Source organism: Magnetospirillum gryphiswaldense MSR-1 v2 (genome assembly GCF_000513295.1).
GTDB classification, from domain to species: domain Bacteria; phylum Pseudomonadota; class Alphaproteobacteria; order Rhodospirillales; family Magnetospirillaceae; genus Magnetospirillum; species Magnetospirillum gryphiswaldense.
The window spans coordinates 2818823-2842316 of sequence record NC_023065.1 but is presented as its reverse complement, the minus strand read 5'-3'; the positions used below and the strand labels follow the sequence as shown (position 1 = coordinate 2842316).

16 protein-coding genes and 1 tRNA gene are annotated in these 23494 nt (G+C 65.3%); 4 read left to right on the top strand and 13 right to left on the bottom strand.

Annotated features, from left to right (window positions below):
* Nucleotides 1–24: 24 nt before the first annotated feature.
* A complete protein-coding gene (locus MGMSRV2_RS13430; protein ID WP_158497775.1) occupies nucleotides 25–1716 on the top strand; it encodes a methyl-accepting chemotaxis protein in 1692 nt (563 codons plus the stop codon).
* Nucleotides 1717–1871: 155 nt separating this feature from the next.
* Entirely contained in the window at nucleotides 1872–3557 is a 1686-nt protein-coding gene (locus MGMSRV2_RS13425) for a methyl-accepting chemotaxis protein (protein WP_158497774.1), read from the top strand.
* 112 nt (nucleotides 3558–3669) lie between these two features.
* Here MGMSRV2_RS13425 and MGMSRV2_RS13420 read toward each other — a convergent pair whose 3' ends face one another.
* The 6 genes from MGMSRV2_RS13420 to MGMSRV2_RS13395 all read right to left on the bottom strand — a co-directional run bounded on the left by MGMSRV2_RS13420 (nucleotide 3670) and on the right by MGMSRV2_RS13395 (nucleotide 11918).
* Nucleotides 3670–6075, bottom strand: a complete 2406-nt coding sequence (locus MGMSRV2_RS13420) for an AsmA family protein (protein ID WP_144084309.1) — start codon at nucleotides 6073–6075, stop codon at nucleotides 3670–3672.
* A gap of 90 nt (nucleotides 6076–6165) precedes the next feature.
* Nucleotides 6166–7560: a hypothetical protein gene (locus tag MGMSRV2_RS13415; protein WP_024080901.1), complete on the bottom strand. Its 1395-nt coding sequence runs from the start codon at nucleotides 7558–7560 to the stop codon at nucleotides 6166–6168.
* A 2-nt stretch (nucleotides 7561–7562) separates the two neighbouring features.
* A complete protein-coding gene (locus MGMSRV2_RS13410; RefSeq protein WP_024080900.1) occupies nucleotides 7563–9245 on the bottom strand; it encodes a hypothetical protein in 1683 nt (560 codons plus the stop codon).
* A gap of 93 nt (nucleotides 9246–9338) precedes the next feature.
* Complete coding sequence (locus MGMSRV2_RS13405; RefSeq protein ID WP_024080899.1) at nucleotides 9339–9866, bottom strand: gamma carbonic anhydrase family protein; 528 nt, start codon at nucleotides 9864–9866, stop codon at nucleotides 9339–9341.
* Nucleotides 9867–9991: 125 nt separating this feature from the next.
* Nucleotides 9992–11032, bottom strand: coding sequence for an N-acetyl-gamma-glutamyl-phosphate reductase (gene argC / locus MGMSRV2_RS13400; RefSeq protein WP_024080898.1), 1041 nt, complete (start codon nucleotides 11030–11032; stop codon nucleotides 9992–9994).
* A 58-nt stretch (nucleotides 11033–11090) separates the two neighbouring features.
* A complete protein-coding gene (locus MGMSRV2_RS13395) occupies nucleotides 11091–11918 on the bottom strand; it encodes a sulfite exporter TauE/SafE family protein (protein WP_024080897.1) in 828 nt (275 codons plus the stop codon).
* Between the two features lie 158 nt (nucleotides 11919–12076).
* Here MGMSRV2_RS13395 and MGMSRV2_RS13390 point away from each other — a divergent pair, with 158 nt between their 5' ends.
* A complete protein-coding gene (locus MGMSRV2_RS13390; protein WP_144084308.1) occupies nucleotides 12077–12268 on the top strand; it encodes a hypothetical protein in 192 nt (63 codons plus the stop codon).
* A gap of 7 nt (nucleotides 12269–12275) precedes the next feature.
* On the opposite strand, the gene MGMSRV2_RS13385 is transcribed toward MGMSRV2_RS13390, so the two are convergent.
* From MGMSRV2_RS13385 to MGMSRV2_RS13370, 4 genes are all read right to left on the bottom strand, one after another.
* A tRNA-Leu gene (locus MGMSRV2_RS13385) sits at nucleotides 12276–12359 on the bottom strand.
* A 53-nt stretch (nucleotides 12360–12412) separates the two neighbouring features.
* Nucleotides 12413–14095 (bottom strand): methyl-accepting chemotaxis protein, encoded by a 1683-nt coding sequence (locus MGMSRV2_RS13380; RefSeq protein WP_024080895.1) that lies wholly within the window; start codon nucleotides 14093–14095, stop codon nucleotides 12413–12415.
* 127 nt (nucleotides 14096–14222) lie between these two features.
* The gene (pap, locus tag MGMSRV2_RS13375; protein ID WP_024080894.1) at nucleotides 14223–15737 is read right to left on the bottom strand and encodes a polyphosphate:AMP phosphotransferase; all 1515 of its coding nucleotides are present in this window, start codon (nucleotides 15735–15737) and stop codon (nucleotides 14223–14225) included.
* 75 nt (nucleotides 15738–15812) lie between these two features.
* Nucleotides 15813–17327 carry a UbiD family decarboxylase gene (locus MGMSRV2_RS13370; protein WP_024080893.1) on the bottom strand — a complete coding sequence of 505 codons (1515 nt, stop codon included), beginning with the start codon at nucleotides 17325–17327 and terminating at the stop codon, nucleotides 15813–15815.
* 158 nt (nucleotides 17328–17485) lie between these two features.
* Between MGMSRV2_RS13370 and MGMSRV2_RS13365 the strand changes: the two genes are divergently transcribed.
* Nucleotides 17486–19258: an HD family phosphohydrolase gene (locus MGMSRV2_RS13365; RefSeq protein ID WP_024080892.1), complete on the top strand. Its 1773-nt coding sequence runs from the start codon at nucleotides 17486–17488 to the stop codon at nucleotides 19256–19258.
* Nucleotides 19259–19268: 10 nt separating this feature from the next.
* On the opposite strand, the gene MGMSRV2_RS13360 is transcribed toward MGMSRV2_RS13365, so the two are convergent.
* Genes MGMSRV2_RS13360 through MGMSRV2_RS13350 form a run of 3 tightly spaced genes read right to left on the bottom strand, consistent with a single transcriptional unit; the run spans nucleotide 19269 to nucleotide 23492 of the window.
* Nucleotides 19269–20546 (bottom strand): HlyD family type I secretion periplasmic adaptor subunit, encoded by a 1278-nt coding sequence (locus MGMSRV2_RS13360; RefSeq protein WP_024080891.1) that lies wholly within the window; start codon nucleotides 20544–20546, stop codon nucleotides 19269–19271.
* Nucleotides 20539–22206, bottom strand: coding sequence for an ATP-binding cassette domain-containing protein (locus tag MGMSRV2_RS13355; protein ID WP_024080890.1), 1668 nt, complete (start codon nucleotides 22204–22206; stop codon nucleotides 20539–20541). The genes MGMSRV2_RS13360 and MGMSRV2_RS13355 overlap by 8 nt, the downstream gene beginning before the upstream one ends.
* On the bottom strand, nucleotides 22206–23492 hold the full coding sequence (locus MGMSRV2_RS13350; protein WP_024080889.1) for a TolC family outer membrane protein: 1287 nt from the start codon (nucleotides 23490–23492) through the stop codon (nucleotides 22206–22208). Before MGMSRV2_RS13350 ends, MGMSRV2_RS13355 begins: the two co-directional genes overlap by 1 nt.
* Nucleotides 23493–23494: the final 2 nt, after the last annotated feature.

The following is a 23494-nucleotide window of genomic DNA, read 5'->3' as shown; positions in this document are numbered from 1 at the left end:
CGAAGAGGGGGAGGAGCCATGGCCATGGGAAAAGCATTCCAGATCAAATCCATCATGGTCCGTCTGCTTGGTCTGGTCGCGATCAGCGCCCTCGGCTTGCTGGGGCTGACCTTCGTTGCCGCCGACTTCGTCAAGCAGGAAAAGTTGGACGCGGCCATCAACAAGACCCGCAACCTGTCGGAAGCGGCGGTGACGGTCATGGCCGAGTTCGACGCCCGCGCCAAGAGGGGGGAATACGACCAGGCGACGGCGCAGAAACTGGCCAAGGACGCCATCCGGGCCATGCGCTACCAGGGCGATGAGTACTTCTTCGTCTACGACTACGCCGGCATCAACATCGTCCATGGTGTTCGCCCCGAGCGCGAAGGCAAGCCGTTTATCGAGTCCAAGGATGCCAACGGCTTCGTCTATATCCCCAAGATGATCGAGCTGGCCAAGGGCCAGGGTGGGCACGTCTTCTATTACTTCCCCAAGGCGGGCCAAAGCGTGGCCGAGCGCAAGGTGTCGTCGGTGGTCGGCTATCAGCCGTGGCAATGGTTCGTCGGCACCGGTCTTTATCTCGATGACGTGGACGCCGCCTTCCGCGAGACCCTGCGCGATCTCGCCCTGATCAGCCTGGGCATCCTGACGCTGGTGCTGGGAATCGCCGTCGTCTTGGCCCGCTCCATCGCCAGCCCCATGCACCTGCTGGCCAAGGTCACCGGTCGCATCAGCCAGGGCGATTATGCGGTCGAGGTGCCGGCGACGGTACGGGCCGACGAAATCGGCATCTTGGCCCGCTCCATCGCCGTCTTGCGCGACGAGGCGGGCAGTGCCGCCCGTCTGCGGGCCGAGCAGGAACAGATGAAAGCCCAGGCCGAGGCCGAACGGCACCGCGACATGCTGAAACTGGCCGACAGTTTCGAGGGCAGCGTCAAGGGCGTGGTCGACGGCATGGGGCGGGCGGTGGGCGACAATGACGGTGCCGCTCGCGGTATGGCCGGCATCGCCGCCAGTGCTCGTGACGATGCCAGCAATGTGGCCAGTGCCGCCGAGGAAGTGAACGCCAATATCCAGACCGTGGCCGCCGCCACCGAGGAATTGTCGGCCTCGATCCATGAAATCAGCGGTCAGGTGCAGCATTCCACCCGCATCGCCGGCGAGGCGGTGGACAAGGCCGCCGAAACCAACCAGTGCATCGAAGGCCTATCGACGGCAGCGGTGAAGATCGGCGAGGTGGTTAAGCTGATCTCGGCCATCGCCAGTCAGACCAACCTGTTGGCGCTCAATGCCACCATCGAGGCGGCGCGTGCCGGTGAGGCCGGCAAGGGGTTCGCCGTGGTCGCCGGCGAGGTCAAGGGTCTGGCTACTCAAACGGCCAAGGCCACCAGCGAGATCACCGACCAGATCCTGGCGGTGCAATCGGCCACCCATAGCGCCGTCGATGCCATCCGCGCCATCAGCCACACCATCGGCGACATGTCGGAAGTGGCCTCGGCCATCGCCGCCGCCGTCGAGGAGCAATCGGCGGCGACCAAGGAAATCAGCCGCAACGTCAATCAGGCGGCCTCGGGGGCGCAGGAAGTGTCGGAATTCATCAATCGTCTGGTCGGCATCACCGAACAGGTGGGCGACAATGCGGCCCTGGTCTCGCGTTCTTCCGATACTCTCAGCCAGCAGACCGGGCACCTGAAGGGCGAAGTCGAGAATTTCCTGTCCACCGTCCGCGCAGCGTAAGCGGCGGGATCTACATCATGGGGTTGCGGTTTGGCCGCAGCCCCATGACTTGTTTCTCGAGACAATCAAATCTATGCACCCTTGCCGTTCATTGATTGGCGGCGAATACTCCTTTTCTTATCCTACCCATGGAGTGGGGAATCATGGTGCATGGTATGGCAATGCAGCCGAAGACGGTGATGATCCGTCTGATCGGCTTGGTCTTGGTCAGTGCCTTGGGGTTGTTGGGGCTGACCTATGTCGCCGCCGATTTCGTCAAACAGGAAAAGCTGGATGCGGCCATCGCCAAAACCCGCAACCTGTCGGAAGCCGCCCGTGACATCGCGCTTGAATTCGACACCCGTGCCAAGAAGGGGGAGTTCGATCAGGCCACGGCGCAGAAACTGGCCAAGGATGCCATCCGCGGCATGCGCTATGACGGTGCCGAATATTTCTTCGTCTATGATTTCGATGGCAACACCCTGGTGCTGGGGCCGCGCCCCGAGCGCGAGGGCAAGAACTTCCTTGATGCCAAGGACGCCACCGGCCAGACCTTCGTCGCCGCCATGATCGACAAGGCCAAGGGCAAGGGTGGCCACGTTTATTATTGGTTCCCCAAGGCGGGCCAGACCGAGGCCGAACGCAAGGTGTCGTCGGTGGTGGGCTATCAGCCGTGGCGCTGGATGGTCGGCACCGGCATCTATCTGGATGACGTGGATGCCGCCTTCCGCACCACCTTGCGCGATCTGGCGCTGATCAGTCTGGGCATTTTGTTGGTGGTCCTGGCCATTGCCGTCGCCTTGGCGCGCTCCATCGCGGGGCCCATGCGCCAACTGGCCCAGGTCACCGGGCGCATCAGCCAGGGCGATTACGCCGTCGAGGTACCGGCGACGGGGCGCGCCGACGAAATCGGCGTCCTGGCCAAGGCAATCCATGTGCTGCGTGACGAAGCGGCCAGCGCCGCCCGTCTGCGGGCCGAGCAGGAGCAGATGAAGGCCGGGGCCGAGGCCGAACGGCACCGGGCGATGATGGCCCTGGCCGACCGCTTCGAGCAAAGCGTGCAGGCGGTGGTCGACGGCATGGGCTTGGCGGTGGGCGAAAATGACGGTGCCGCCCGCGGCATGGCCGACATTGCCGTCAGTGCCCGCAGTGACGCCACCAGCGTCGCCAGTGCCGCCGAACAGGTCAATGCCAACATCCAGACCGTGGCCTCGGCCACCGAGGAATTGTCGGCCTCGATCCAGGAAATCAGCGGTCAGGTCCAGCATTCCACCCGCATCGCCGACGAAGCGGTGGGCAAGGCGGCCGAGACCGATACCTGCATCCACGGCCTGTCGCAGGCAGCCAGCAAGATCGGCGAGGTGGTCAAGCTGATCTCGGCCATCGCCAGTCAGACCAACCTGTTGGCGCTCAATGCCACCATCGAGGCGGCGCGGGCGGGGGAAGCCGGCAAGGGTTTCGCCGTGGTCGCCGGCGAGGTCAAGAACCTGGCCACCCAGACGGCCAAGGCCACCAGCGAGATCACCGACCAGATCGTCGCCGTGCAAAACGCCACCCATGACGCGGTGGATGCCATCCGCGCCATCGGCCAGACCATCGGCTCCATGTCGGAAGTGGCTTCGGCCATCGCCGCGGCGGTCGAGGAACAATCGGCGGCGACCAAGGAAATCAGCCGCAACGTCAATCAGGCGGCTTCGGGCGCCCGCGACGTGTCGGAATTCATCACCCGGCTGGTCGGCGTCACCGAAGAGGTGGGCAGCCACGCCACCCAGGTGTCGCAATCCTCGGACAGCCTCAGCCAGCAGACCGGACGGCTGAAGGATGAGGTCGGCAATTTCCTGGCGACGGTGCGCTCGGGTTAGACCAGTTTCAGCTAAAGCGGAAACTGGTCTAACTCTTACAAATGGCCCGTGACGGGCTGCTCAGGCGCCGCTTGGGCTTATCGCATGTCCACGCTTTGCGTGAAAATGCTAATCAGTTTTTGCCGCCGAAGGCGCGGAACAGATTGTTCAGGATCTTGCCGCTGCCTTTTTGACCATCGCCCCCGGTCGCCTTGCCCAGGGCGCGGCCCAGGCCGCTTTGCACCAAGGCCCGTTGCAGGGCATTGACGTCCACCACCTTGCGCGGATTGCCCAGCGGGCCGGACAGCCGCAGCACGATGGGGGTTGCCGGCAACGAGGCCAAGGTCAGCGAGACCGTGCTTTCCGTGCTCCATTGCGCCAGATCGATGCTGCCGTCGGCCCCCAGGCTGCCGCCGGTCGCCGCCAGCAGCAGGTCGGGGCTGCGGACCACGCCATCCTTGACGATCAGTCGACCGGACAGGCGGGAATAGGCGGTGGTGCCGCCGCCCAGACCGGCTTGGGCCAGGGACAGCACGTTGCCGATATTTTCCAGGCGTGCCAATTGGCTGTCGATGGCGGCCAGATCGATGCCGCCGATGCTGCCGGGACCGCCCTCGATCTGGCCTTCGCCTTGCGCGTTGGCGGCCATGTCGCGGCTGCTTTTGCCGAAACTGTGCAGGCGAAGCGTGCCGCTGATCTTGCCGCTCTCCACCGACAGGCCGGCCAGGGCCGGCTTCAGCCGCGCCATGTCCAGGCCGCTCAGTTTGGTGTCCAGGCGCAAGGTGGGAACCGGGCCGCCGCTGGCGGCGCCGCTGGCATTGACGGTGCCGCCCAGGTAGCCGGCGCTGAAGCTTTCGATCCGGGCGGTGCCGTTGTTCAACTGCGCGGTCAGTACCGGCTGTTCCAGGCGACCGAAATCCCCGGACAGCGATTGCGCCTGGACCTTCCAGGTGCCGTCCACCCGCTCGAGAGCCGACCAGTCCAGCGGCGCGGTGGAAAACGGCGCGGCGCCCTTGGCCGGGGCGGCCACCGGCTTGGGTTGGGCCGGGCCGGCGGGAATCTTCTGACGGCCGAGCAATTTGGGGGCGCGGACCGGCGGTGTGGCCAGGGGCGAGGTGGGCAGCGCCTTCAAATCGATGTCGCCGCTACGCAAGACGGCGTCGATGCGCGGGCGGGGGTCGGAAAAATCGCCGTGCATCTGGCCGTGCACCGCCAGCGTGCCGATGCGCACGGACAGGTCCGGCGCGTCGAAGCCGGCCTTGACCGGAATCAGGCGGAGGGTGGCGGCAGTGTCGTTCCAACTGCCGATCTGGCCGTTCCATTGCGCCGCCACCGCATCAGCCCACTGTGCCGACAGTTTGCCGCGAACGAAGGTGCCGTCGTGGTTGAGGTTGATATCGGTCAAATCCAGGCGCGGCCACAACGCCGCCACATCGGCACGGCCCGACAGGCTGGGGCCGTTGACGCGCAGCCTGCCCTTGAAATCCTGGCCGGCCAGCACGCCATCGGCATTGATCCGCCAATCACCGCCCAGATCGGCCTGGGCATGGCGCAGCACCACTTGGCCCTGATCCAGGCCGGCGCGGATGTGCATCTCACGCAGGGTTTGGCCATGCCAGCGCAGGCTGTGCAGGGTCAGCGTCACATTGGCCAGCAGATCGGGCAGGACCGGAATCGGGGCGGCGGCCACATTGGCCGGCGGCGGCAAGGGCGGGGCCGGCGGTTTGGCGGCGGCTTCCGGCGGGGTCAGGGCGGCGGGCAGCAGATTGGTCAGGGCATTGCTCTTGATCGGGCGCCAGGCGTCCAGGTCAAGGCTGTCCACCTCGAGGTCGGCTTCGGCCAGCACCGGGCTGCCTGCCAGGATCTGCAGCGATCCGGCGGCGCGGCTGCCCAGGCTGGTCATGGTCAGGTTGACCAGGGCCAATTGACCGGCGCCGGCTTCCACATCGGCCTCGGCCTTCAGTGTCGCCCCCGCCGGCAGATCGAGATGCGGCGCCCAAGCCGCCAACTCGCCGCTGTTCAAACTCAGCCGACCCGACAGCACCGGTCCTTCGGCATCGCGCTCGAGGTTGCCGTCGAAATGCAGTGCCGCCCCCAGGGCCGGGGCGGATAGACGCAGGCTGGCGGCGTGACCGTCCTTGCCGTCGAGGGCAGCGCTGAAGGTCAGATTGTGGCCGCCGATCTTGGTGAAGCCGTCCAGTTTGCGGCCATCCAGATGGGCTTCGATGCGGTCCAGGTCCAGGTTGCCCAGGCGCAGATGCTCGGCCATCAACCCGCGCACGTCGAGGGCGCCGGTGAACAGGCTGGCCGGGGCCAGCCGCAGCGACAGCCGACCGATGGTGGCGATGTCGTTGCCGTCCTTGTGCAGGCGTACCTGCTCGGCGGTCAGGGCCGGCGGCAACAGCGCCAGCCTGGTCTTGCCGCCGATGGTGATGGATAGACCCAAGGCCCGTTCGGCCCGGGCCAGGACGGTTTGCAAGGGCGCCTGCCAGTCGCGCGTCAGCACAAAGGCCAAGCCGATGGCCGCCAAACCCGCCAAGGAAAGTACAATGATCCTGTTTCTACGCGTCATGCCGGTTCCGCCCACCCATCCTGGGCGCGAGTGTAGCCGACCCGCCGCGCTGTGGCATCAGCCAAACAGGGACAGGCCACCGTTCAGTACCGCCAGCCATGCCGCCAGCACCATGGCGCCGGTCAGCACATAGCGGCTGTTCCAATCATGGGCGACCACCCGGACCGGCACGGCGCCGATACGGGCCACGGTCAGCACCGCCGCCCCCACCGGGGTGGAGCAGGCGGACAAGGCCCAGGCCCCCATCAGGGCGCTGGCCAGTACCAGCGGCGGGACCACATGGATCAGGGCGCCGCCCAGCAAGGTGGTGGTGACGATCTGCGAGACGCCGATCTGGGCCAGGGCCATGACCGCCCAGGCCAGCAGGATCACCAGCAGCAAGGGCGGCAATCCCAGACCTTCGACGACCGCACCGATGCGTTCGGCCGAGAGGAAGCCGGTGGCGATGGTGCCGACGAACATGGCACCGCCCAGCATGGCCACTTCGTCGCGGAAGCCGGGCAGGCTGACCAGCAGCTTGCGCCATAATCCGGCCAGGACGGCGCCCATGTGGCGTTGCTGTACCCACAGCCAGATCAGGGCGGCGGGCGGCACCACCATCATGGCGCCGTTGACCAGACGCACCCCCGACAGTTCCGCCACCAGCACCGAGCCGGCCACCACCGCCGCCACCAGGGCGGCCATGGCCCAGGCCGGGCGCCAGTCCTGCGGGCCGACCGCCGCCGGGGCCAGGGGCGGGGCAAGCGGCTGGGCCCGCGGCGGGAAGGCGCGGCGGTCGAGCGCCAGTCCCAAGAGCAGCAACAAGACGGAAAGCACGATTTGCACCGGCAACAGGGTTTGCCATGCCAGGCCGGGCACCACCGCCACGGTGACGGCGAAGGATACCGACAACGGCGACCACACGGTCATGACGGCGAAACCGCGCAGCATGGCCGACAGCATGCGCTGGGCGCGGATGGCGACGATGCGTGCATCGCCGCCGGCGGCGTCCAGGGTGTTGCCCTTGACCACCATGGTGCCCAGCAAGGGCAGCACGCCGAAATTCAGCACCAGGGAAATCACGTGGCTGCCCAGGGTCAGGGCCAGATAGCGCCGCCCCGGCGGCTGGCGCACCAGCAATTGCCCGCATTCCTGCACCAGAACCGAGCTTTCCGCCGCCTCGCGCAGAAATCCCAGGGCGGTGAACAGGCCGATGATGGCGGCGGCGGCGGTACCGGCGCGGGCCAGCAGCGACAGCGGTTCGGGGTGCCAGATCAGCGTTGCGGCGGTGGCGACGACGGCCAGGGCCAGGATGATGCGACCGTTGCGGCGGCAGCCCCAGCCTTCCAGCAGCAGATAAAGTGCCATGGCGGCGGCGGCGGCCAATCCAGCCCAGGGGCCGCCGCCCAAGGGCTGGGCGATGGCGCCGGCAACCACGCACAGCAAGGCGAGGGTGGCGGCGAGGCGGCGCATGATCAGGTGGGCATGGCGGCAAAGCGGGTCTTAGGCGCCGGCAGAACCTTGGCCGGCTTGGCGATATCCTTCATCAGCGCCGGGCCGTTGACCATGGCGAAGCCGCCCTGGACCGATCCGACCACGGCGGCACGGCGTCGCGCCCCCCACACATAGGCGCCCAGGCCGAACGTGCCGGCCTGGTCGAGGAAACGGCGCAGATTGGTCAGCAAGGCGGCATCGTCGGTGCGTTCCGCTGGCGACAATTGCGACAGATCGATGCCGATCATCGACGCGCCGCAATCGGCGGCCAGCTTGGCCCGGCTGTCGGTCAGGCGGGTGCGCAGCACCACTTCACGGCACAGACCCTTGGCGATGGCGATGATTTCGCCCAATTGGCGGGCATTGGTCTGATCGGGCACGCCGAACAGGTCGATGATCACGCGGGCGCTGCGCGCCTGTTCGGTGATATCGGCGAACGGGGCCAGATAATCCATGCGGTTATCGGCGCATAGCGTCGTCCAGTGGATGGGGAGCACCACGGTCGAGCCGTTGCCGGCGTTTTCAGAACCGCGAAAATCCCTGAGCGCATTGGCGATGCAATAGCGATCCAGGGTCAGGACCGAGTTTTCATCGTCGCGCGGATAGGCCAGCGAACCGTCCACGGGCATGCCGTCGGGTTTGTCCAGGCGCTGGATGCGGGCCACATAGGCGCCGATGGTTTCGCTGCCGGCGACCCAGGTGGGGCGCCACAGCAAGGACAGCCGCGCGGTGTCGGGTAAGGGCGGGGCCGATGGCAGGATGGCCGGCGCCTTGTTCGGCACCGGTTGTTCCGGGCGCGGGCCGCTGTCCAGGATGATCCAGGCGGTGTCGGATTCCTTGATGCGCTTGGGCGCGTCCATGGCCACCCAACCGGGATCGCGGATTGCGGCGGGCTTTTCGCCGCTGGTGACGGCGTTGGGCAGGTCGGGGGTGGCATCCGGGCGCTTGGGCTGGGTTTGGATGAGGTGATGCTTTGCCGCGGGCTTTGCCGGTGTTTGGCTGGCCTGCGGCGGTACCCAGGTTTGCGACGCCGCGTCGCTGACGGTGCCGGCGATCAGGGCGCGCTTTTCCCCCACCGCCTTCTGGATGGCCGGGTGGTTCAAAGTGCCGTCGATCTGGACGGCGTCGGCCAGATCCATTTCCGCCGACAGGGCCAGCGGGCGGTCGATGCCTTGGAACTGGTCGCCCACCAGTCTGGTCCCCAGTTCCTGGGCGATGGTGTGGGCACGCAGGCGACCTTCGTCGGCGCTACAGGTACGGAACACCAGGGTAAAGAAATCACTGCCCTGACGCGCGAACAGATTGCCGGTGCCCAGGTGCTTGGTGATGACGCCCTCGGCGATCATCATCACCTTGTCGGAAATCCTGGCCCAGCGTTCGCCTACCGCCTCACGGAATTCCACCAGCGATACCACGTGCAGTTTGGTGCCGAAACGGCCCTGGTCCTCGCGCAGCACCTGTTCCATGGCCAGACGGAAATCTTCCGAGGTCAGGGAATCGGTGGCGGCGGCACGGGCGGCGGCACGGGCCTGCTCCATCTCGCGGGCGGCATCGGTCACCGACATCTCGTCGATGGTGCCGCGCCGAGCCATGCGGCGGGCAACCTTGGCGATGGGGGCGGCGATGCGTGACAACAGGCCGTTTCTCGACCGTTTCTCGCTCATAGGGGGGCTCCGTTCAGGGGCTGGGCCGATTCTGGCCGATCTCGCCACTGTTTACCGAAAGCCTTGCCTTTCGGTAAACGTCCAAACGCCATTTCAGTCCCCCAGACTTTGGCGATAGGTATCGCCTAAAGTCCGGTAATTGGCCGCCGATTTGGGGAAGAAGGCGATTTCCGCCTCTTTCAGCGGGCGCATCAGCTTGGCTGGATTGCCCGACCACAACTCGCCCGCCGCCACCCGCTTGCCCGGCGTCACCACCGCGCCGGCGGCGACCATGGCGCCCGATTCGATCACCGCGCCGTCCAGAACCACCGCGCCCATGCCGATGAAGCAGCCGTCTTCCAAGGTGCAGGCATGCAGCACGGCACCATGACCGATGGTGATATCGGAACCGATATAGGTGCCCAGCTTGCCGCCGGTGACGTGGACGATGGTGCCGTCCTGAATATTGGTGCGTTCGCCGATGCGGATTTCATGGACGTCGCCACGGATGACGCAGCCGAACCACACGCTGGTGCCGGCGCCGATGACCACGTCGCCGATGATGGTGGCGTTGGGAGCGATGAAGCAATCATCGGCGATGGTGGGGCTGGTGCCCTTGAAGGGCAGGATCAGACCGGACATGGGGGACTCCTTAGAGCATTTTCACGCGAAGCGTGGACCTGCGACAAGCCCGCGCGGCGCCTGAGCGGGCCCGTCACGGGCCACTTTTGAAACCTAGACCAGTCTCCGCTTCAGCGGAAACTGGTCTAGGGGAACAAGGGTTGCTGGCTGATGCCGGCGGTTTCTTGCTGGCCGAACATCAGGTTCATGTTCTGGATGGCTTGGCCCGAGGCGCCCTTGACCAGATTGTCGATGACCGAGCAGATGATCACCCGGCCCGGCAGCCGGTCGTCGAAGGCATTGATGAAGCAACAATTGGAGCCGCGCACATGCCGGGTCTGCGGTGCCACCCCGGCGGGCAGCACCTTGACGAAGGGCTCGTCCTTATAGACCTGCTGCCAGGCGGCGCGCAGATCGGCGGCCTTGGCGCCATCGACCAGCCGCACATTGATGGTCGACAGCATGCCCCGGCTCATGGGCATCAGATGTGGGGTGAAGCTGACGATGACCGGCTTGCGCGCCGCTTCGCCCAGTTCCTGCTCGATCTCGGGGGCGTGGCGGTGGCTGGCGATGCCATAGGCGTGCAGGCCCTCGGTCACTTCGCAATAAAGGATGTTTTCCTTGGCCGCGCGTCCGGCGCCCGAGGTGCCCGACTTGGCGTCGATGATGATGTCTTCCGCCGCGATCAGCCCGGCCTTGAGCAACGGCACCAGCGGGATCTGCACCGAGGTCGGATAGCAGCCGGGATTGGCCACCAGCCGCGCGGTCTTGACCGCGTCGCGTTTCAACTCGGTCAAACCGTAGATCGCCTGCTTTTGCAGCTCCGGCGCCTGGTGCGGATGGCCGTACCAGGTGTTGTAGGCCTCCAGGTCGTAAAGGCGGAAATCTGCCGACAGGTCGACGATCTTGACGTGACCGGGCAGGCCGGCGATCACCTCTTGCGTGGTGCCGTGGGGCAGGGCGCAGAACACCGCATCGATACCGGCGAAATCCACCTGATCGATGCTGACCAGACGCGGCAGGTCGAGAGCGGCGAATTGCGGGAACACCGCCGCCATCTCCTGCCCGGCCTTGCGGTCGGCGGTCAGCGCGGTCATGCGGAAGCTGGGATGGCTGGCCAGCATGCGCACCAATTCGGCCCCGGTATAGCCGCTGGCCCCCAGAATCGCGACCTTGACCTCGCTCATGACACACCCTTTCCGTTGCTATCGGTCAAAACTGGCGCGGACGATAGCAGGGGCAATGTCAGTTCAGCAAGCCATAGGCCATGCGTAAAGACGTCAGGAACAGGAAAACGGCGAAGGCCCGGCGCAGCAGCCTTGTGTCCAGACTATGGGCCAGCCGGGCCCCCCACGGTGCCGCCGCCATGGAGGTGGGCAGGATGGCCGCCACCCCCAAAAGGTTGACATAACCCAGGCTGAACGGCGGCAACTGGGCGGCGTTCCAGCCGGTGAGGATGAAGCCGATGGTGCCGGGGATGCCGATGATCAGACCGATGGCCGAGGCGGTGCCCACCGCTCGGTGGATGGGGGTGCCGAACAAGGTCAAGGTGGGGACGGCGAAGGTGCCGCCGCCGATGCCCATCATGGCTGAACAACCGCCGATCAGGGCGGCCAGCCCGGCCTTGGCGGCGCCGGTGGGCAGGCTGTGGCCCAGGCGCCATTCCGGCCGGCCGAAGGCCATGTGCAGGGAAACCAACAGAGCGAAGCCGGCGAAAATACCGGTGAGGACCGGCCCCTTGACCCAGCCGGCGGCCAGGCTGCCGATGGCGACGCCGACCAGGATGAACGGCCCCCAACTGCGCAACAGATCCCTGTCCACCGCGCCCTTGCGCGCATGCGACCGCCAGGACGAGGTCGAGGTGGCGATGATGGTGGCCAGCGAGGTGCCCACCGCCACATGCATGCGGATCGCCTCGTCCAGGCCCAAGACGGTGAAGACGTGATAAAGCACCGGGACGATGACGATACCGCCGCCCACCCCCAGCAGGCCGGCGATCAGCCCGGCGGCGATGCCCACCAACGGCAGGGCGATGGCCAACGGCAGCACTTGATCCAGCGGCCATGACGGCATAGGACGATCCTTGCACATACGATGATCGGCTTGTCTGCCACCGGCGGGGGATCGGCGTCAAGGGGGCTGGCCGGTTGCGTTCCTGTCGTCAGCGTCTATGGTGGGGACAATCGTCCAAGGAGCGCGAAATGACAGCGAAGAAAAGCCGGATTCCCCTCGTGATGCGCCTTGCCGGAATCGGGCTGCTGCTGCTGTCGGCCATCGGTGTGTTCAAAGGATTGCGCACGGCCATCACCGAGCCGGAGATGGCGGGCTATGCCCTGCTGACGGCGGTGCCCAGCATCGCCGGCCTGACCTTGGGCGTCATCTTGCTGCTGCTCGCCCACATCGTCGCCCGTCCGGTGGAGTGAGGGCAGTTGGTGGGGACGGCGGGACTTGAACCCGCAAGGCCGAAGCCGGACGATTTTAAGTCGTCAGTGTTTACCATTTCACCACGTCCCCGTGGCCCCGCGTCTTATAACGCAAGCCGTCACCCGTCGTCACCCCCGCGATTTTCACGCGGCCTGACCGGCCTCGCGCACACCGGACAGGAAGCTTTCCACGTGCAGGCGCAGGCTTTCCGCCTGGCTCGACAATTCGCCGGCGGCGGCCAGCACTTCGTGGGCGGTATGGCCGGCGGTGGTGGCGGCGATGCTGACCTGAGCGATATTGGCCGACACTTCGTGGGTATCGTTGGCCGCGGTTTCGATGGAGCGGGCGATCTCGTGGGTGGCGGCGGTCTGCTGTTCCACCGCCGCCGCCACTTCCGCCGAGGCATGGCCGATCTGGCTGATGATGCCGACGATGGAATCGATGGCTTCCGCCGCTTCGCGGGCGCTGGCCTGGACGGCGCTGATCTGTTCGCTGATCTCCGTCGTCGCCCGCGTGGTTTGGTTGGCCAGCGACTTGACCTCGCCGGCGACCACGGCGAAGCCTTTGCCGGAATCGCCGGCGCGGGCCGCCTCGATGGTGGCATTAAGCGCCAACAGGTTGGTCTGGCTGGCGATTTCGCTGATCAGGCCGACCACTTCGCCGATACGGCGGGTGGTCTGGTTCAATGACTCGACGATGGCGCTGGAATGCTGGGCCTGGGCAACGGCGGAATTGGCGATCTGGGTCGAGGTTTCCACCTGACGGGCGATTTCCGCCTCGGTCGCCGACAATTCCTCGGTGGCGGCGGCCACCGTCTGTACGCTGACGGCAGCGCTGCCGGCGGCGCTGGCCACGTTGGTGGATTGCTGGCTGGTCTGGGCGGCGATGGCCGACATGCTTTGGCTGGTCGCCTGCATCTGGGTGGCGGCAGAGGCCACCGTCTTGATGATGCCGGCGGTGGTCTGGTCGAACTGAAGGGTCAGTTCGGCGATGCGGGCCTGACGGCGCATCTGCACCTCTTGTTCGGCCTGGCGGGCGGTATTGGCGCGCTCGGCCGCTTCCACGTGATCGCGGAAAATGACCAGCCCACGCGCGAGGTCGCCCACTTCGTCGACCCGTCCGGTATGGGCGATGTCGAAGCCGTGTTCGTCGTTGGTCAATCGTTTGATGGCGGCGGTGACGTCGCCCAAGGGGCGGGTGATGGAACGACCGATCAAGGTGGCGATCAGGCCGACAGCGGCCACCACCACCAGCACGCCCAGGCCGAACAGGCCGGCGCGGGTGGCGAAGGTGCCGTCGACGTCATCGATATAGATGCCGGTGCCGACCACCCAGTCCCATGGGGCGAAGCCGGCCACATAGGATAGTTTGGGTACCGCCTTGTCCTGACCCGGCTTGGGCCAGTCATAGGTGACGAAACCGGCGCCGGCCTTGTCCACCTCGGCATTCATGCGACGGAACAGATAGCCGCCGGCCTTGTCCTGCATGGCATCGACGCTGGTGCCGATCAACTTGGCATTGGGATGGGCCAGCATGATCGAGCCGGTCTTTTGGTGCACCCACAGATACTCGGTGCCCTCGTAGCGCAGGGCGGACAGGGCGGACAGGGCCTGGGCCTGGGCGGCGTCGCGCGATAGTCGTCCCGCCTGTTCCTCGGCCTGATAATGGGCCAGAAGGGAGCGCCCCACCTCGACGATGTGCCGGGTCTTGGTCTCGCGGCCCTCCATCAGGTCGCCGCGGGTTTGCTTCAGGGCCAGACCGGCCACGACCAAGGTGCCCAGCATGGACACGGCCACGACCAGCCACAGGCGTCCGCCTATGCGCATGATTCCATTCCTCCCGTCCGACGATGATTTTTTTGTGACGTCGGTTAGGGAGGGGCTTATACGAACGGTTAGAATCGGTCAACTATACTAATAGTATAGTATTCTACCTGTGGTTATTGTTAATGAGCTATTTGCTTTTTTTCAGACCGGCTTCCAATGCATCGCAGACTGTGCGCAATACTTTGACGCGGGCCCAGGTTTTGCTGTTGGCTTCAACCAGGGTCCATGGCGCGATCTGGGTCGAGGTCTGTTCGACCATGTGATTGACGGCGGTTTCGTAGGCGCCCCATTTCTCGCGGTTGCGCCAATCCTCGTCGGTCAGCTTCCACTGTTTGTATTCGATTTCGCTGCGCTGGTTGAAGCGGGCGAGCTGCTCTTCCGGCGTGATGTGCAGCCAGAATTTGCATAAGACGTGGCCGGCTTCGACGATCTGTTCCTCGAAGTCGTTGATTTCGCCATAGGCCCGTTGCCAGGCATCGTCGGTGCAAAAGCCCTCGACCCGTTCCACCAGCACGCGGCCATACCACGAGCGGTCGAAGATGGTGACGCGACCGGCGCGCGACAGATGGCGCCAGAACCGCCACAGATAATGCTGGGCGCGCTCTTCCTCGGTCGGCGCGGCGATGGGGATGACCTGATAGTCGCGCGCATTCAACGCATTGGTCAGGCGGCGGATGGTGCCGCCCTTGCCGGCGGCGTCCCAACCCTCGAACACCAAGACGGTGGACACGCCCTTGTCCTTGGCCCGGCGGTGCAGGGTCGACAGGCGGGCGCGCTGCTCCTGCAATTTTTGGTTATAATCATCGCCGTCCAGGTTTTGCGTCATGTCCAGCGACGACAGGATGGACGGTTGCTTGGTCAGGATTTCCGGCGCCGGCTTTTTGGCGGTTTTGGGTTTTTTCAACTCAGCCGCCACCTTCTTTTGCGCTTCGCGCCGGTCGAGATGGGCGGTGATGGCGTCTTTCAGGGTGTTGAGCACCACCGAATAGCGATAGCGGGCATCGGCGCCCTCGACGATGTGCCACAGCGCATGGCCCTTGGAGGTCTGCATGATCAGCCGTTCGGCGGCGCCGACGAACTTGTCGTACATTTTCCAGTGTTCCCAATCCACCGGGGTGACCTGCCAAGCGGTCAGCGGGTCGTCCTCCAGCTTCTTCAGCCGCTTCTTCTGCGCCTTCTTCGACAGGTGCATCCAGAACTTGATGACCAGGGCGCCGTCATCGGCCAGGGCTTTTTCAAAGTGGTTGATGCGGATCAGCCGCTCGTCCATTTCGGCGACGCTGATTTGACCGTGGACGCGGTCCAGCAGCGGCGCGTGATACCACGACGACAGGAACATGCCGATCTTGCCCTTGGACGGCAGATCGCGCCAAAAGCGCCAGAACGGCGGACGGTCCGATTCCTCGTCTGACGGGCGGCTATAGGCGCGGGTCACCGTCCAGCGCGGGTCCATCCATTCGTTGAGCAGATTGGCGGTTTCGTTCTTGCCGGCGCCGTCGACGCCGCCGAAGACGATGATGACGGGGAAGTCGGCCTCGCGCAGGCGGCGCTGCACCTCCAGCAATTCGGTGCGCAATTGCGGCGCGATGGCGTCGAATTCCTCACGCGTGACCTTGCGGCCCAGCTCGGCAGCCTCGAACATGATGAAATCCCCCTATCCCACCCTATAACCAATGGTTTCGAGGCTATGCCTGATTTGGCCTTGCGGCAAGGGGGGCTATTTCCAGATCGGCTTGCCCGATCCCGGCAGACCGTATTCGGCCCAGCGCTTGTTCACTGTGTCGATGACGTCCTGGTCCATCTGGATCTTTTCGCCCCATTCCCGTTTGGTTTCCGGCGGCCATTTGTTGGTGGCGTCCAGGCCCAGCTTGCCGCCCAGGCCCGATTCAGGGCTGGCGAAATCCAGGTAGTCGATGGGGGTGCCCTCGATGACGGTGATGTCGCGGGCCGGGTCCATGCGGGTGGACATGGCCCACATGACGTCTTTCCAGTCGCGCGCGTTGATGTCGTCATCCACGACGATGACGAATTTGGTGTACATGAACTGGCGCAGGAACGACCACACCCCCATCATCACCCGCTTGGCATGGCCGGGATAGGCCTTCTTCATGCTGACCACGGCGATGCGGTAGGAACAGCCCTCGGGCGGCAGCCAGAAATCGACGATCTCGGGGAATTGCTGGGTCAAGAGCGGGATGAACACCTCGTTCAGCGCCTCGCCCAGCACCGACGGTTCGTCCGGCGGGCGCCCGGTGAAGGTGGACAGATAGATGGGATCGCGGCGCATGGTGATGGCCGAAACCCGGAAGACGGGGAAATCCTCGACCGAATTGTAATAGCCGGTGTGGTCGCCGTACGGGCCTTCGGGGCCGAACTCGTCCAGCATGACATGGCCTTCCAGCACGATCTCGGCCTCGGCCGGCACCTTCAGGGGCACCGTCTTGCAATCGACCAGTTCCACCTTCTTGCCGCGCAGCAGGCCGGCGAACTGGTATTCGCTCAACGTGTCGGGCACCGGGGTGACGGCGGCCAGGATGGTGCCGGGATCGGCGCCCAAAACCACCGCTGCCGGCATGGGCTGGCGCTTGCCCTGGCCCCAGCGCTGATAATGCTGGGCGCCGCCCCTATGCTTCAGCCAGCGCATCAAGGTGGTGTTCTTGCCGGTCACCTGCATGCGGTAGATGCCCAGGTTGAAGGCGTCGCGCTTGTCGCCCTTGGGGTCGGGGCCTTGGGTAACCACCAGCGGCCAGGTGATCAGGGGCGCCGGCTCGCCCGGCCAGCAGCTTTGGATGGGAAGCCGCGACAAATCCACGTCGTCGCCGGTCAGCACCACCTGTTGGCACGGCGCGCTTCCCACGGTTTTCGGCTTCATCGCCATCACCGTCTTGATCAGGGGCAGCATTTCCATGGCCTCGCGCCAGCCGCCAGGCGGTTCCGGCTGCTTGAGGAAGGCCAGGGTCTCGCCCACTTCGCGCAGTTGGTGCGGCTCGCGGTTCATGCCCCAGGCGACGCGCTCCACCGTGCCGAACAGATTGACCAGCACCGGCATGGCATATTTGCCGCCATCGGGGCGGATGACGTTCTCGAACAACACCGCCGGGCCGCCCTCGGCCAGCAGGCGGGTCTGGATCTCGGTCATTTCCAAAGCGGGGGAGACGGGGGCGGTGACCCGCACCAAACGACCCTGGGTTTCAAGATGGCGCATGAAGTCGCGCAATGAATCGTAAGACACCGTAGCCTCCGCTTTCTGACGCGCACAAGAAAGCGCCAGAAGCCATCGGGCGTCAACCCTACGCCTTTAGACGCCTTGGCCTGAAAGGGGTTTGGCTGTACCCTTAATAGGGTCCGCACAGGCCAATTGCGGACAGGCCATACGGGGAGCAAGGGTACATGGCTGCCGCGTCGCAGGAACAACGCTATCGCACGCTGATCGAACTGGGCATCGCCCTGTCGGCCGAGCGCAATCATAACCGGCTGATGGAAAAGATTCTGCTTGGCGCCAAGTCCATGACCAACGCCGATGGCGGGACGCTGTACCTGGTCACCGAGCACAAGGACGGTCTCAAGTTCGAGATCATGCTGAACGACACGCTCGACGTGGCCATGGGCGGCACCACCGGCAAGCCCATCCCGTTCCCGCCGTTGAAGCTGCACGACGACCAGGGCAATCCCAACCACAAGAACGTGTCGTCCTATTGCGCCCTGTCGGGCACCACGGTGAACATCACCGACGCCTATGACGTGGACAAGTTCGACTTTTCCGGCACCAAGGCGTTCGACGCCAAGACCGGCTATCGGTCGAAATCGTTCCTGACCGTGCCGCTCAAGAATTATGAAAACGAAGTGATCGGCGTGTTGCAGCTGATCAACGCCCGCGACCGCAAAAACACCGTCATCGCCTTCGGTCCCGACATCACCCCCTTGATCGAGGCCTTGGCGTCGCAGGCGGCGGTGGCGCTCGACAACCAGCGCCTGATCGAAGCGCAGAAACATCTGTTCAAAAGCTTCATTCAAGTGATCGCCGGCAGCATCGACGCCAAGAGCCCGTATACCGGCGGGCACTGCAACCGCGTTCCGGCGCTCACCTTCATGCTCGCCCGTGCCGCCTGCGAGCAGCAAGAGGGGCCTTACAAGGATTTCCACCTCACCGACGAGGAATGGTACGAGCTTGAGGTCGCCGCCGGCCTGCACGATTGCGGCAAGGTGACGACGCCGGAATACATCGTCGACAAGGCGACCAAGCTTGAGACCATCTATAACCGTATCCACGAGGTGCGCATGCGCTTCGAGGTGTTGAAGCGCGATGCGGTGATCGATTACCTGCAAGGGGTGCTGGCCGAGGAACAGCCGGAAACCGCGCTGAAGGCCGCCCTCGATGCCCGTCTGGCCGAGTTGGACGACGATTTCGCCTTTATCGCCGAGTGCAATGTGGGCGGCGAGTTCATGGCGCCCGAACGCATCGAGCGCATGAAGCGCATCGCCGAGATCACCTGGACCCGGACCATCGACGACACCTTGGGCCTGTCCATTGACGAGATGCGCCGCCGTCACGGTGAACAGCCGAAGCCGCCGGTGCAGGAAAAGGTGCTGTCCGACAAGGATTGGCACATCATCCCGCACGAAGTGGCCTTCGACCTGTCGCAATACGATGCCGAGGGCTTCACCATGCGGCCCTGCGCCCAGAAGTACAATCTGGGCGAAATCTACAATCTGTCCATCGGTCGCGGCACCCTGACCGCCGAGGACCGTTTCAAGATCAACGAACACATCACCCAGACCATCCTGATGCTGAAGGCGCTGCCCTTCCCCAAGAATCTGGCCCGGGTGCCGGAATGGGCCGGTGGCCACCACGAAAAGATGGACGGCACCGGCTATCCCAAGAGCCTGACGCGCCAACAGATGAGCGACCCGGCCCGGATGATGGCCATCGCCGATATCTTCGAGGCGCTGACCGCCGCCGACCGCCCCTACAAAAAGCCGAAGACGCTGTCGGAATCGCTGAAGATCATGTCGTTCATGGTCAAGGACAAGCACATCGATCCCGATCTGTGGGTCTTGTTCCTGCAATCGGGGGTGTGGAAGACTTATGCCGAGCAATACCTGAAGCCGGAACAGGTGGATGCCGTCGACATCACCCAATACCTGCCCAAGGCGGCGGAATAGGGTTTTCCCCTCAGCGTTCCTGCAAGGCCTTGTCGGCATAGCCCAGGAACGGGGTCAGCAGATAATCCAGCACCGAGCGCGTGCCGGTGATGATGCTGATATCCACCTGCACACCGGGATAAAGCTGATAACGCTGGCCGGCGCTGGCGAAGTGGTCGGCATTGGTTTCCACCCTGACCCGGTAATAGGCGCCGCTGTCCTGGCTGACCAGGGTATCGGGACTGATGTGGATGACGGTGCCGCCGATAGTGCCGAAGCGGGTTGATTCCGCCGATGACAGGCTGATCCTGGTCGGCTGGCCGACGCTCACATGGCCCACCTCGTAGACCGGCAACCGGCCCTCGACGATCAGGCGGTCATCGGCGGGGACGATGTCCACCACCGTCTTGCCCGGCTGGATGACGCCGCCTTGGGTGACCACGTGCAAGGTCTTGACGAAACCATCCACCGGTGAACGCAACACCGTACGGCTTTGGCTGTCGGATAGTCGGCGGCTGCGTTGCTGCAACTCGTCGTGTTCGCGCAAGGCGGCGGCCAGTTGCTCCTTGACCTCCTGCTCGTGCGCATGGCGGATGCCGTTGATCTGCGAGCGCGCTTCCTCGATGGCCAATTCGCCCCGGCGCACGGCGATGGCATCTTCGTCCATGCGCGAACGCAGGTTGGACTGATCGCGCAGCAGGGCGAGGTGGTTGTAACGGTTGGTCAGGTTGTCGCGTAAAAGATCGTTGCTGATGCGCACCTGCTCGTCGATCAGCCCCAGGGAATTGCGGGTGTTGCGCAGCCGGGCCGAGATTTCCGCCACCGCCTGTTCCCGCTGGCCGATGGCCTTTTGCTGGCTGGCGATGGCCGATTGGTAATTGTCGCGGCGCGAGCGGAACAGCGCCTGGGTGCGCTGACTTTCCGCCGGATGGTCGCGCAGCAGGGCGGGCGGCAGCTCCAGATCACTGGACCCGGCGGCTTCCGCCTGCAGGCGGGCGACGTCCAGGGCCAGGGCGGTCAGGCGCACCCCCAATTCGTCCACCTGGGCATCCGAGCTGATGGATTGCAGGGCCAGCAACGGCTGGTCGGCGGCCACCCTTTGGCCCTCGCGCACCAGGATTTCGGCGACGATGCCGCCTTCCAGGTGCTGCACGCTCTTGACCTGCGACGACGGGATCACCTCGCCGGTCGCATGGGCGACGATGTCGATGCGGCCCAGGGCCGACCACAGGGCCAACCCCACCACCAACAGCGTCGCCGTGTACAGGAACAGGCGTTCGCCGCCCAGGCGCAGCAGCCGCTCAAGCATGGCCTGGGGCCTCCTTGGCCATGACCACGCGCGGCACCGGCTTGCAACCCAGGTCCAGCAGCATGCCCGAGCCCTGGGCCAGGGCCGGGTCGTTGCCGCACAGGATCAAGGTGCGGCCCTCGGCGGCCAATTGGCGCAAGGCGGTGTAAACGGCGGCGCGGCCTTCGTCGTCCAGCCCCTCGGTCGGTTCGTCGAACACACAGACCTTGCCATTGCCAGCCAGGGCGCGGGCCAGCCCCAGGCGGCGGCGCAGGCCCGGCGGCAGGCGCTTGCCGCTATCTTCCACCATGGTGTCCAGACCTTGGGCGGTGGTGTCGAGCCAGGATTTGAGCCCGGCCTGGGCGATGGCCCGATACAGTGCGGAATCGTCCAGATCGGGATGGTTGAGGCGCAAATTATCGGCGATGGTGCCGTCGATGAAATCCGGTTCCTGCGGCAGGTAGCACACCTGACGGCGCCACCATTCCAGGCTCATCTGACGCATGTCCATGCCGTCGATCAGGATGCGCCCGCGCAAGGGCTCGGCCAACCCCAGCAGCAGGCGGGCGAAGGTGGTCTTGCCCGCTCCGGTGGGACCGGCCACCAGCATGATGCCGCCCGCCGGCACGGACAGCGACAGATGTTCGGCCAGCGGCGTCACCGCGCCGGCATAGGCGAAGGCGATGTCGGACAATTCCAGCCGCCCCTCCAGCGTGCGCAGGGCGTTGCCGGCCAGTTGCTCGCGCGGCAGGCGGGCGATTTCGGCCAATTGCCGCAAGGCCCACTGGGCCCGGGCCAGGGGCTCGATCAATTGGGCCAGCCGGTTCAAGGGCGCCAGGGCGCGGGCGGCCAGGATGTTGGCGCCGATCAATTGCGCCGTCGACAGCGTGCCCTCGACGCACAAGATGGCGCCATAGGCGATGATGGCCACCCCTTGGGCGCCGGTGAGAAACTGGGTTGCCGACGAGATCAAGCCCTGAACGGCAACGCTGTCGCCGCGCAAGGCGGCAAGGTCGGCCTGGGTCTGGCTCCAGCGTCGGTGCAGCCAGGCGCCGGCATTGAAGGCGCGCACGGCGTCGCTGGCCCGCAGCACGGTGGCGACCAGATGCTGGCCGCGCTGCTCGGCGGCCTGGACATTGGCCATGCGGGTGCGCAGCCAGCGTTCCCCGGCCAGGGTGACGGTCACCGACAACGCCATGCCGACACCGGCGATCAGGGCCAGGGCGGGGCTGATCAGCAGCAACGCCAACAAAGTAAGGGCCGAAAACGGCACGTCCAGCAGCGCGGTCAGGGTGGGGGCAGTGTGGCTGCGCTCGACGCTGTCCACCGCGCGCATGATGTCGGCGCGGGCGGCGGCGGGCAGGCGATCGAACACCGCTGCCCTGATGCCGGCCAGGGCGGCGAAGCCAGCATTGCCGCGCTCGAGCGCTGCCGGGGCCAGGGCTTGCGCCGCCAGCCGGCGCCGGGCCTCGCGGAAACCGAATTCCAGCGCCAAGGCCAGAGTGACGCCCAAGCTCAGGGTGACCAAGGTGGCATCGATGCCGTAAGGGACGTAGCGGCCCAGCACCAGCATGACGAAAGCGGTGCTGGCCAACCCCAGGATATTGATGAGCAGCGAAGCCGCCAGCAACTCGGCGAGAAGACGCGGGCGGCTGGTCAGGCTGCGCAGCAAGGCCTGCATCAGCGGACCGCGTTCTCGTCCAACCGGCCCATGGTCGACAGCAAGGTGAAGGCGGCGATGGAGACGTCGGCGTCGGCGACGGCGGCGGCGCTGTTGGCGTTGATCAGCGCGGTTTCGCCGGCCAGCACATCGATGAGCGAGCGGTTGCCCAAACTGCGTTCCTTGCGCGCCAGGGTCAGGAACTCGTTGGCGATGTTGGACTGGTTCTTCAGGAAATCGGCGCGCGATTTCTGCGTCGCCAGATTTTCCCAGGCATTGCGCACCTGTTCCTCGACGATGTCGTGGGCGTCGGCCAGCCGGGCATTGGCGGCATTCACCGCGCTGTCGGCGGAGCGGATGGAATTGACCACGGTGAAGCCCAGATTGAGCGGATAGGTCAGCTCGACCTTGGCCACCTGTTCGGTCTGGTTGCCCATGGTGCCGCCGTAATTCTGCTTGTTGCGGGCCTCGCCGATCAGGTCCAGACGCGGATACAAGGTGGCTTCGGTCGCCTGTGCCGTCTTGGCGGCGCTGTCGGCGGCCAGCTTGGCCAGCTTCAACTGGATACTGCCGGTCTTGGCGATGGCGGTGGCTTCGTCCAGTTGGGCCGGCAGCACATCGGCGGGGACCGGCGGCAGGGCCATGGTGGAGACTTGGGCGGGGGCGCGACCGAAAACGGCGCGGAATCGGTTTTGCGCCGTGGCCAGGGCGCCCTCGGCGGCGACGCGCGAGGCCTCGGCCCCGGCCAGTTGGGTCTTGGCTTGCAGAACGTCGGTGGACAGGCCCGAGCCGCGATCGACGCGGGCCTGTTCCAGCCCGGTCTGCTTGCGGATATTGGCTTCGGATTCGCGGGCGAAGTCCACTTGGCGTTGGGTACGCACCAGATTGATATAGGCGGTCACCGCCTCCAGCACCAAGGCCTGACGGGCGCCGGTCTTGGTCGCCTCGGCCTGGATCTTGGCCAACTCAGCCTTGTCGATATTGGCGTTGGCGGCGCCGAAATCCCATAGCAATTGCTTGATCTGAAGCTCGTAGCGTTTCAGATAGGCGTCGGTGTCCTGGCTGCCGCTGGGCTTGTTCTGGCTTTCATAACCATAATCCACCGTGGTGGTCAGGGTCGGGTACCAAGTGCCGCGGGCGACCTCGAGCAGATTTTCGGCGCCGGTGACATCGGCTTGGGCCGCCTTCATGCGGTTATGGCCGGGCAGCATCTGATCCAACATCTCGCGTAAGGATTCCGCCCGCGCCGATAGGGGGGCGAAAGCGAGCAGGGCCGCCGTCACGGCGGCAAGCGGCATCAGGCGCATGG

What these genes read in the sequence shown, in the direction of transcription:
- MGMSRV2_RS13430 (WP_158497775.1), top strand. Translation starts at nt 25, where the DNA reads ATGGGAAAAGCATTCCAGATCAAATCCATCATGGTCCGTCTGCTTGGT.
- MGMSRV2_RS13425 (WP_158497774.1), top strand. Translation starts at nt 1,872, where the DNA reads ATGGCAATGCAGCCGAAGACGGTGATGATCCGTCTGATCGGCTTGGTC.
- MGMSRV2_RS13415 (WP_024080901.1), bottom strand. Translation starts at nt 7,560, where the DNA reads ATGCGCCGCCTCGCCGCCACCCTCGCCTTGCTGTGCGTGGTTGCCGGC.
- MGMSRV2_RS13410 (WP_024080900.1), bottom strand. Translation starts at nt 9,245, where the DNA reads ATGAGCGAGAAACGGTCGAGAAACGGCCTGTTGTCACGCATCGCCGCC.
- MGMSRV2_RS13405 (WP_024080899.1), bottom strand. Translation starts at nt 9,866, where the DNA reads ATGTCCGGTCTGATCCTGCCCTTCAAGGGCACCAGCCCCACCATCGCC.
- argC (WP_024080898.1), bottom strand. Translation starts at nt 11,032, where the DNA reads ATGAGCGAGGTCAAGGTCGCGATTCTGGGGGCCAGCGGCTATACCGGG.
- MGMSRV2_RS13395 (WP_024080897.1), bottom strand. Translation starts at nt 11,918, where the DNA reads ATGCCGTCATGGCCGCTGGATCAAGTGCTGCCGTTGGCCATCGCCCTG.
- MGMSRV2_RS13380 (WP_024080895.1), bottom strand. Translation starts at nt 14,095, where the DNA reads ATGCGCATAGGCGGACGCCTGTGGCTGGTCGTGGCCGTGTCCATGCTG.
- pap (WP_024080894.1), bottom strand. Translation starts at nt 15,737, where the DNA reads ATGTTCGAGGCTGCCGAGCTGGGCCGCAAGGTCACGCGTGAGGAATTC.
- MGMSRV2_RS13365 (WP_024080892.1), top strand. Translation starts at nt 17,486, where the DNA reads ATGGCTGCCGCGTCGCAGGAACAACGCTATCGCACGCTGATCGAACTG.
- MGMSRV2_RS13360 (WP_024080891.1), bottom strand. Translation starts at nt 20,546, where the DNA reads ATGCTTGAGCGGCTGCTGCGCCTGGGCGGCGAACGCCTGTTCCTGTAC.
- MGMSRV2_RS13355 (WP_024080890.1), bottom strand. Translation starts at nt 22,206, where the DNA reads ATGCAGGCCTTGCTGCGCAGCCTGACCAGCCGCCCGCGTCTTCTCGCC.
- MGMSRV2_RS13350 (WP_024080889.1), bottom strand. Translation starts at nt 23,492, where the DNA reads ATGCGCCTGATGCCGCTTGCCGCCGTGACGGCGGCCCTGCTCGCTTTC.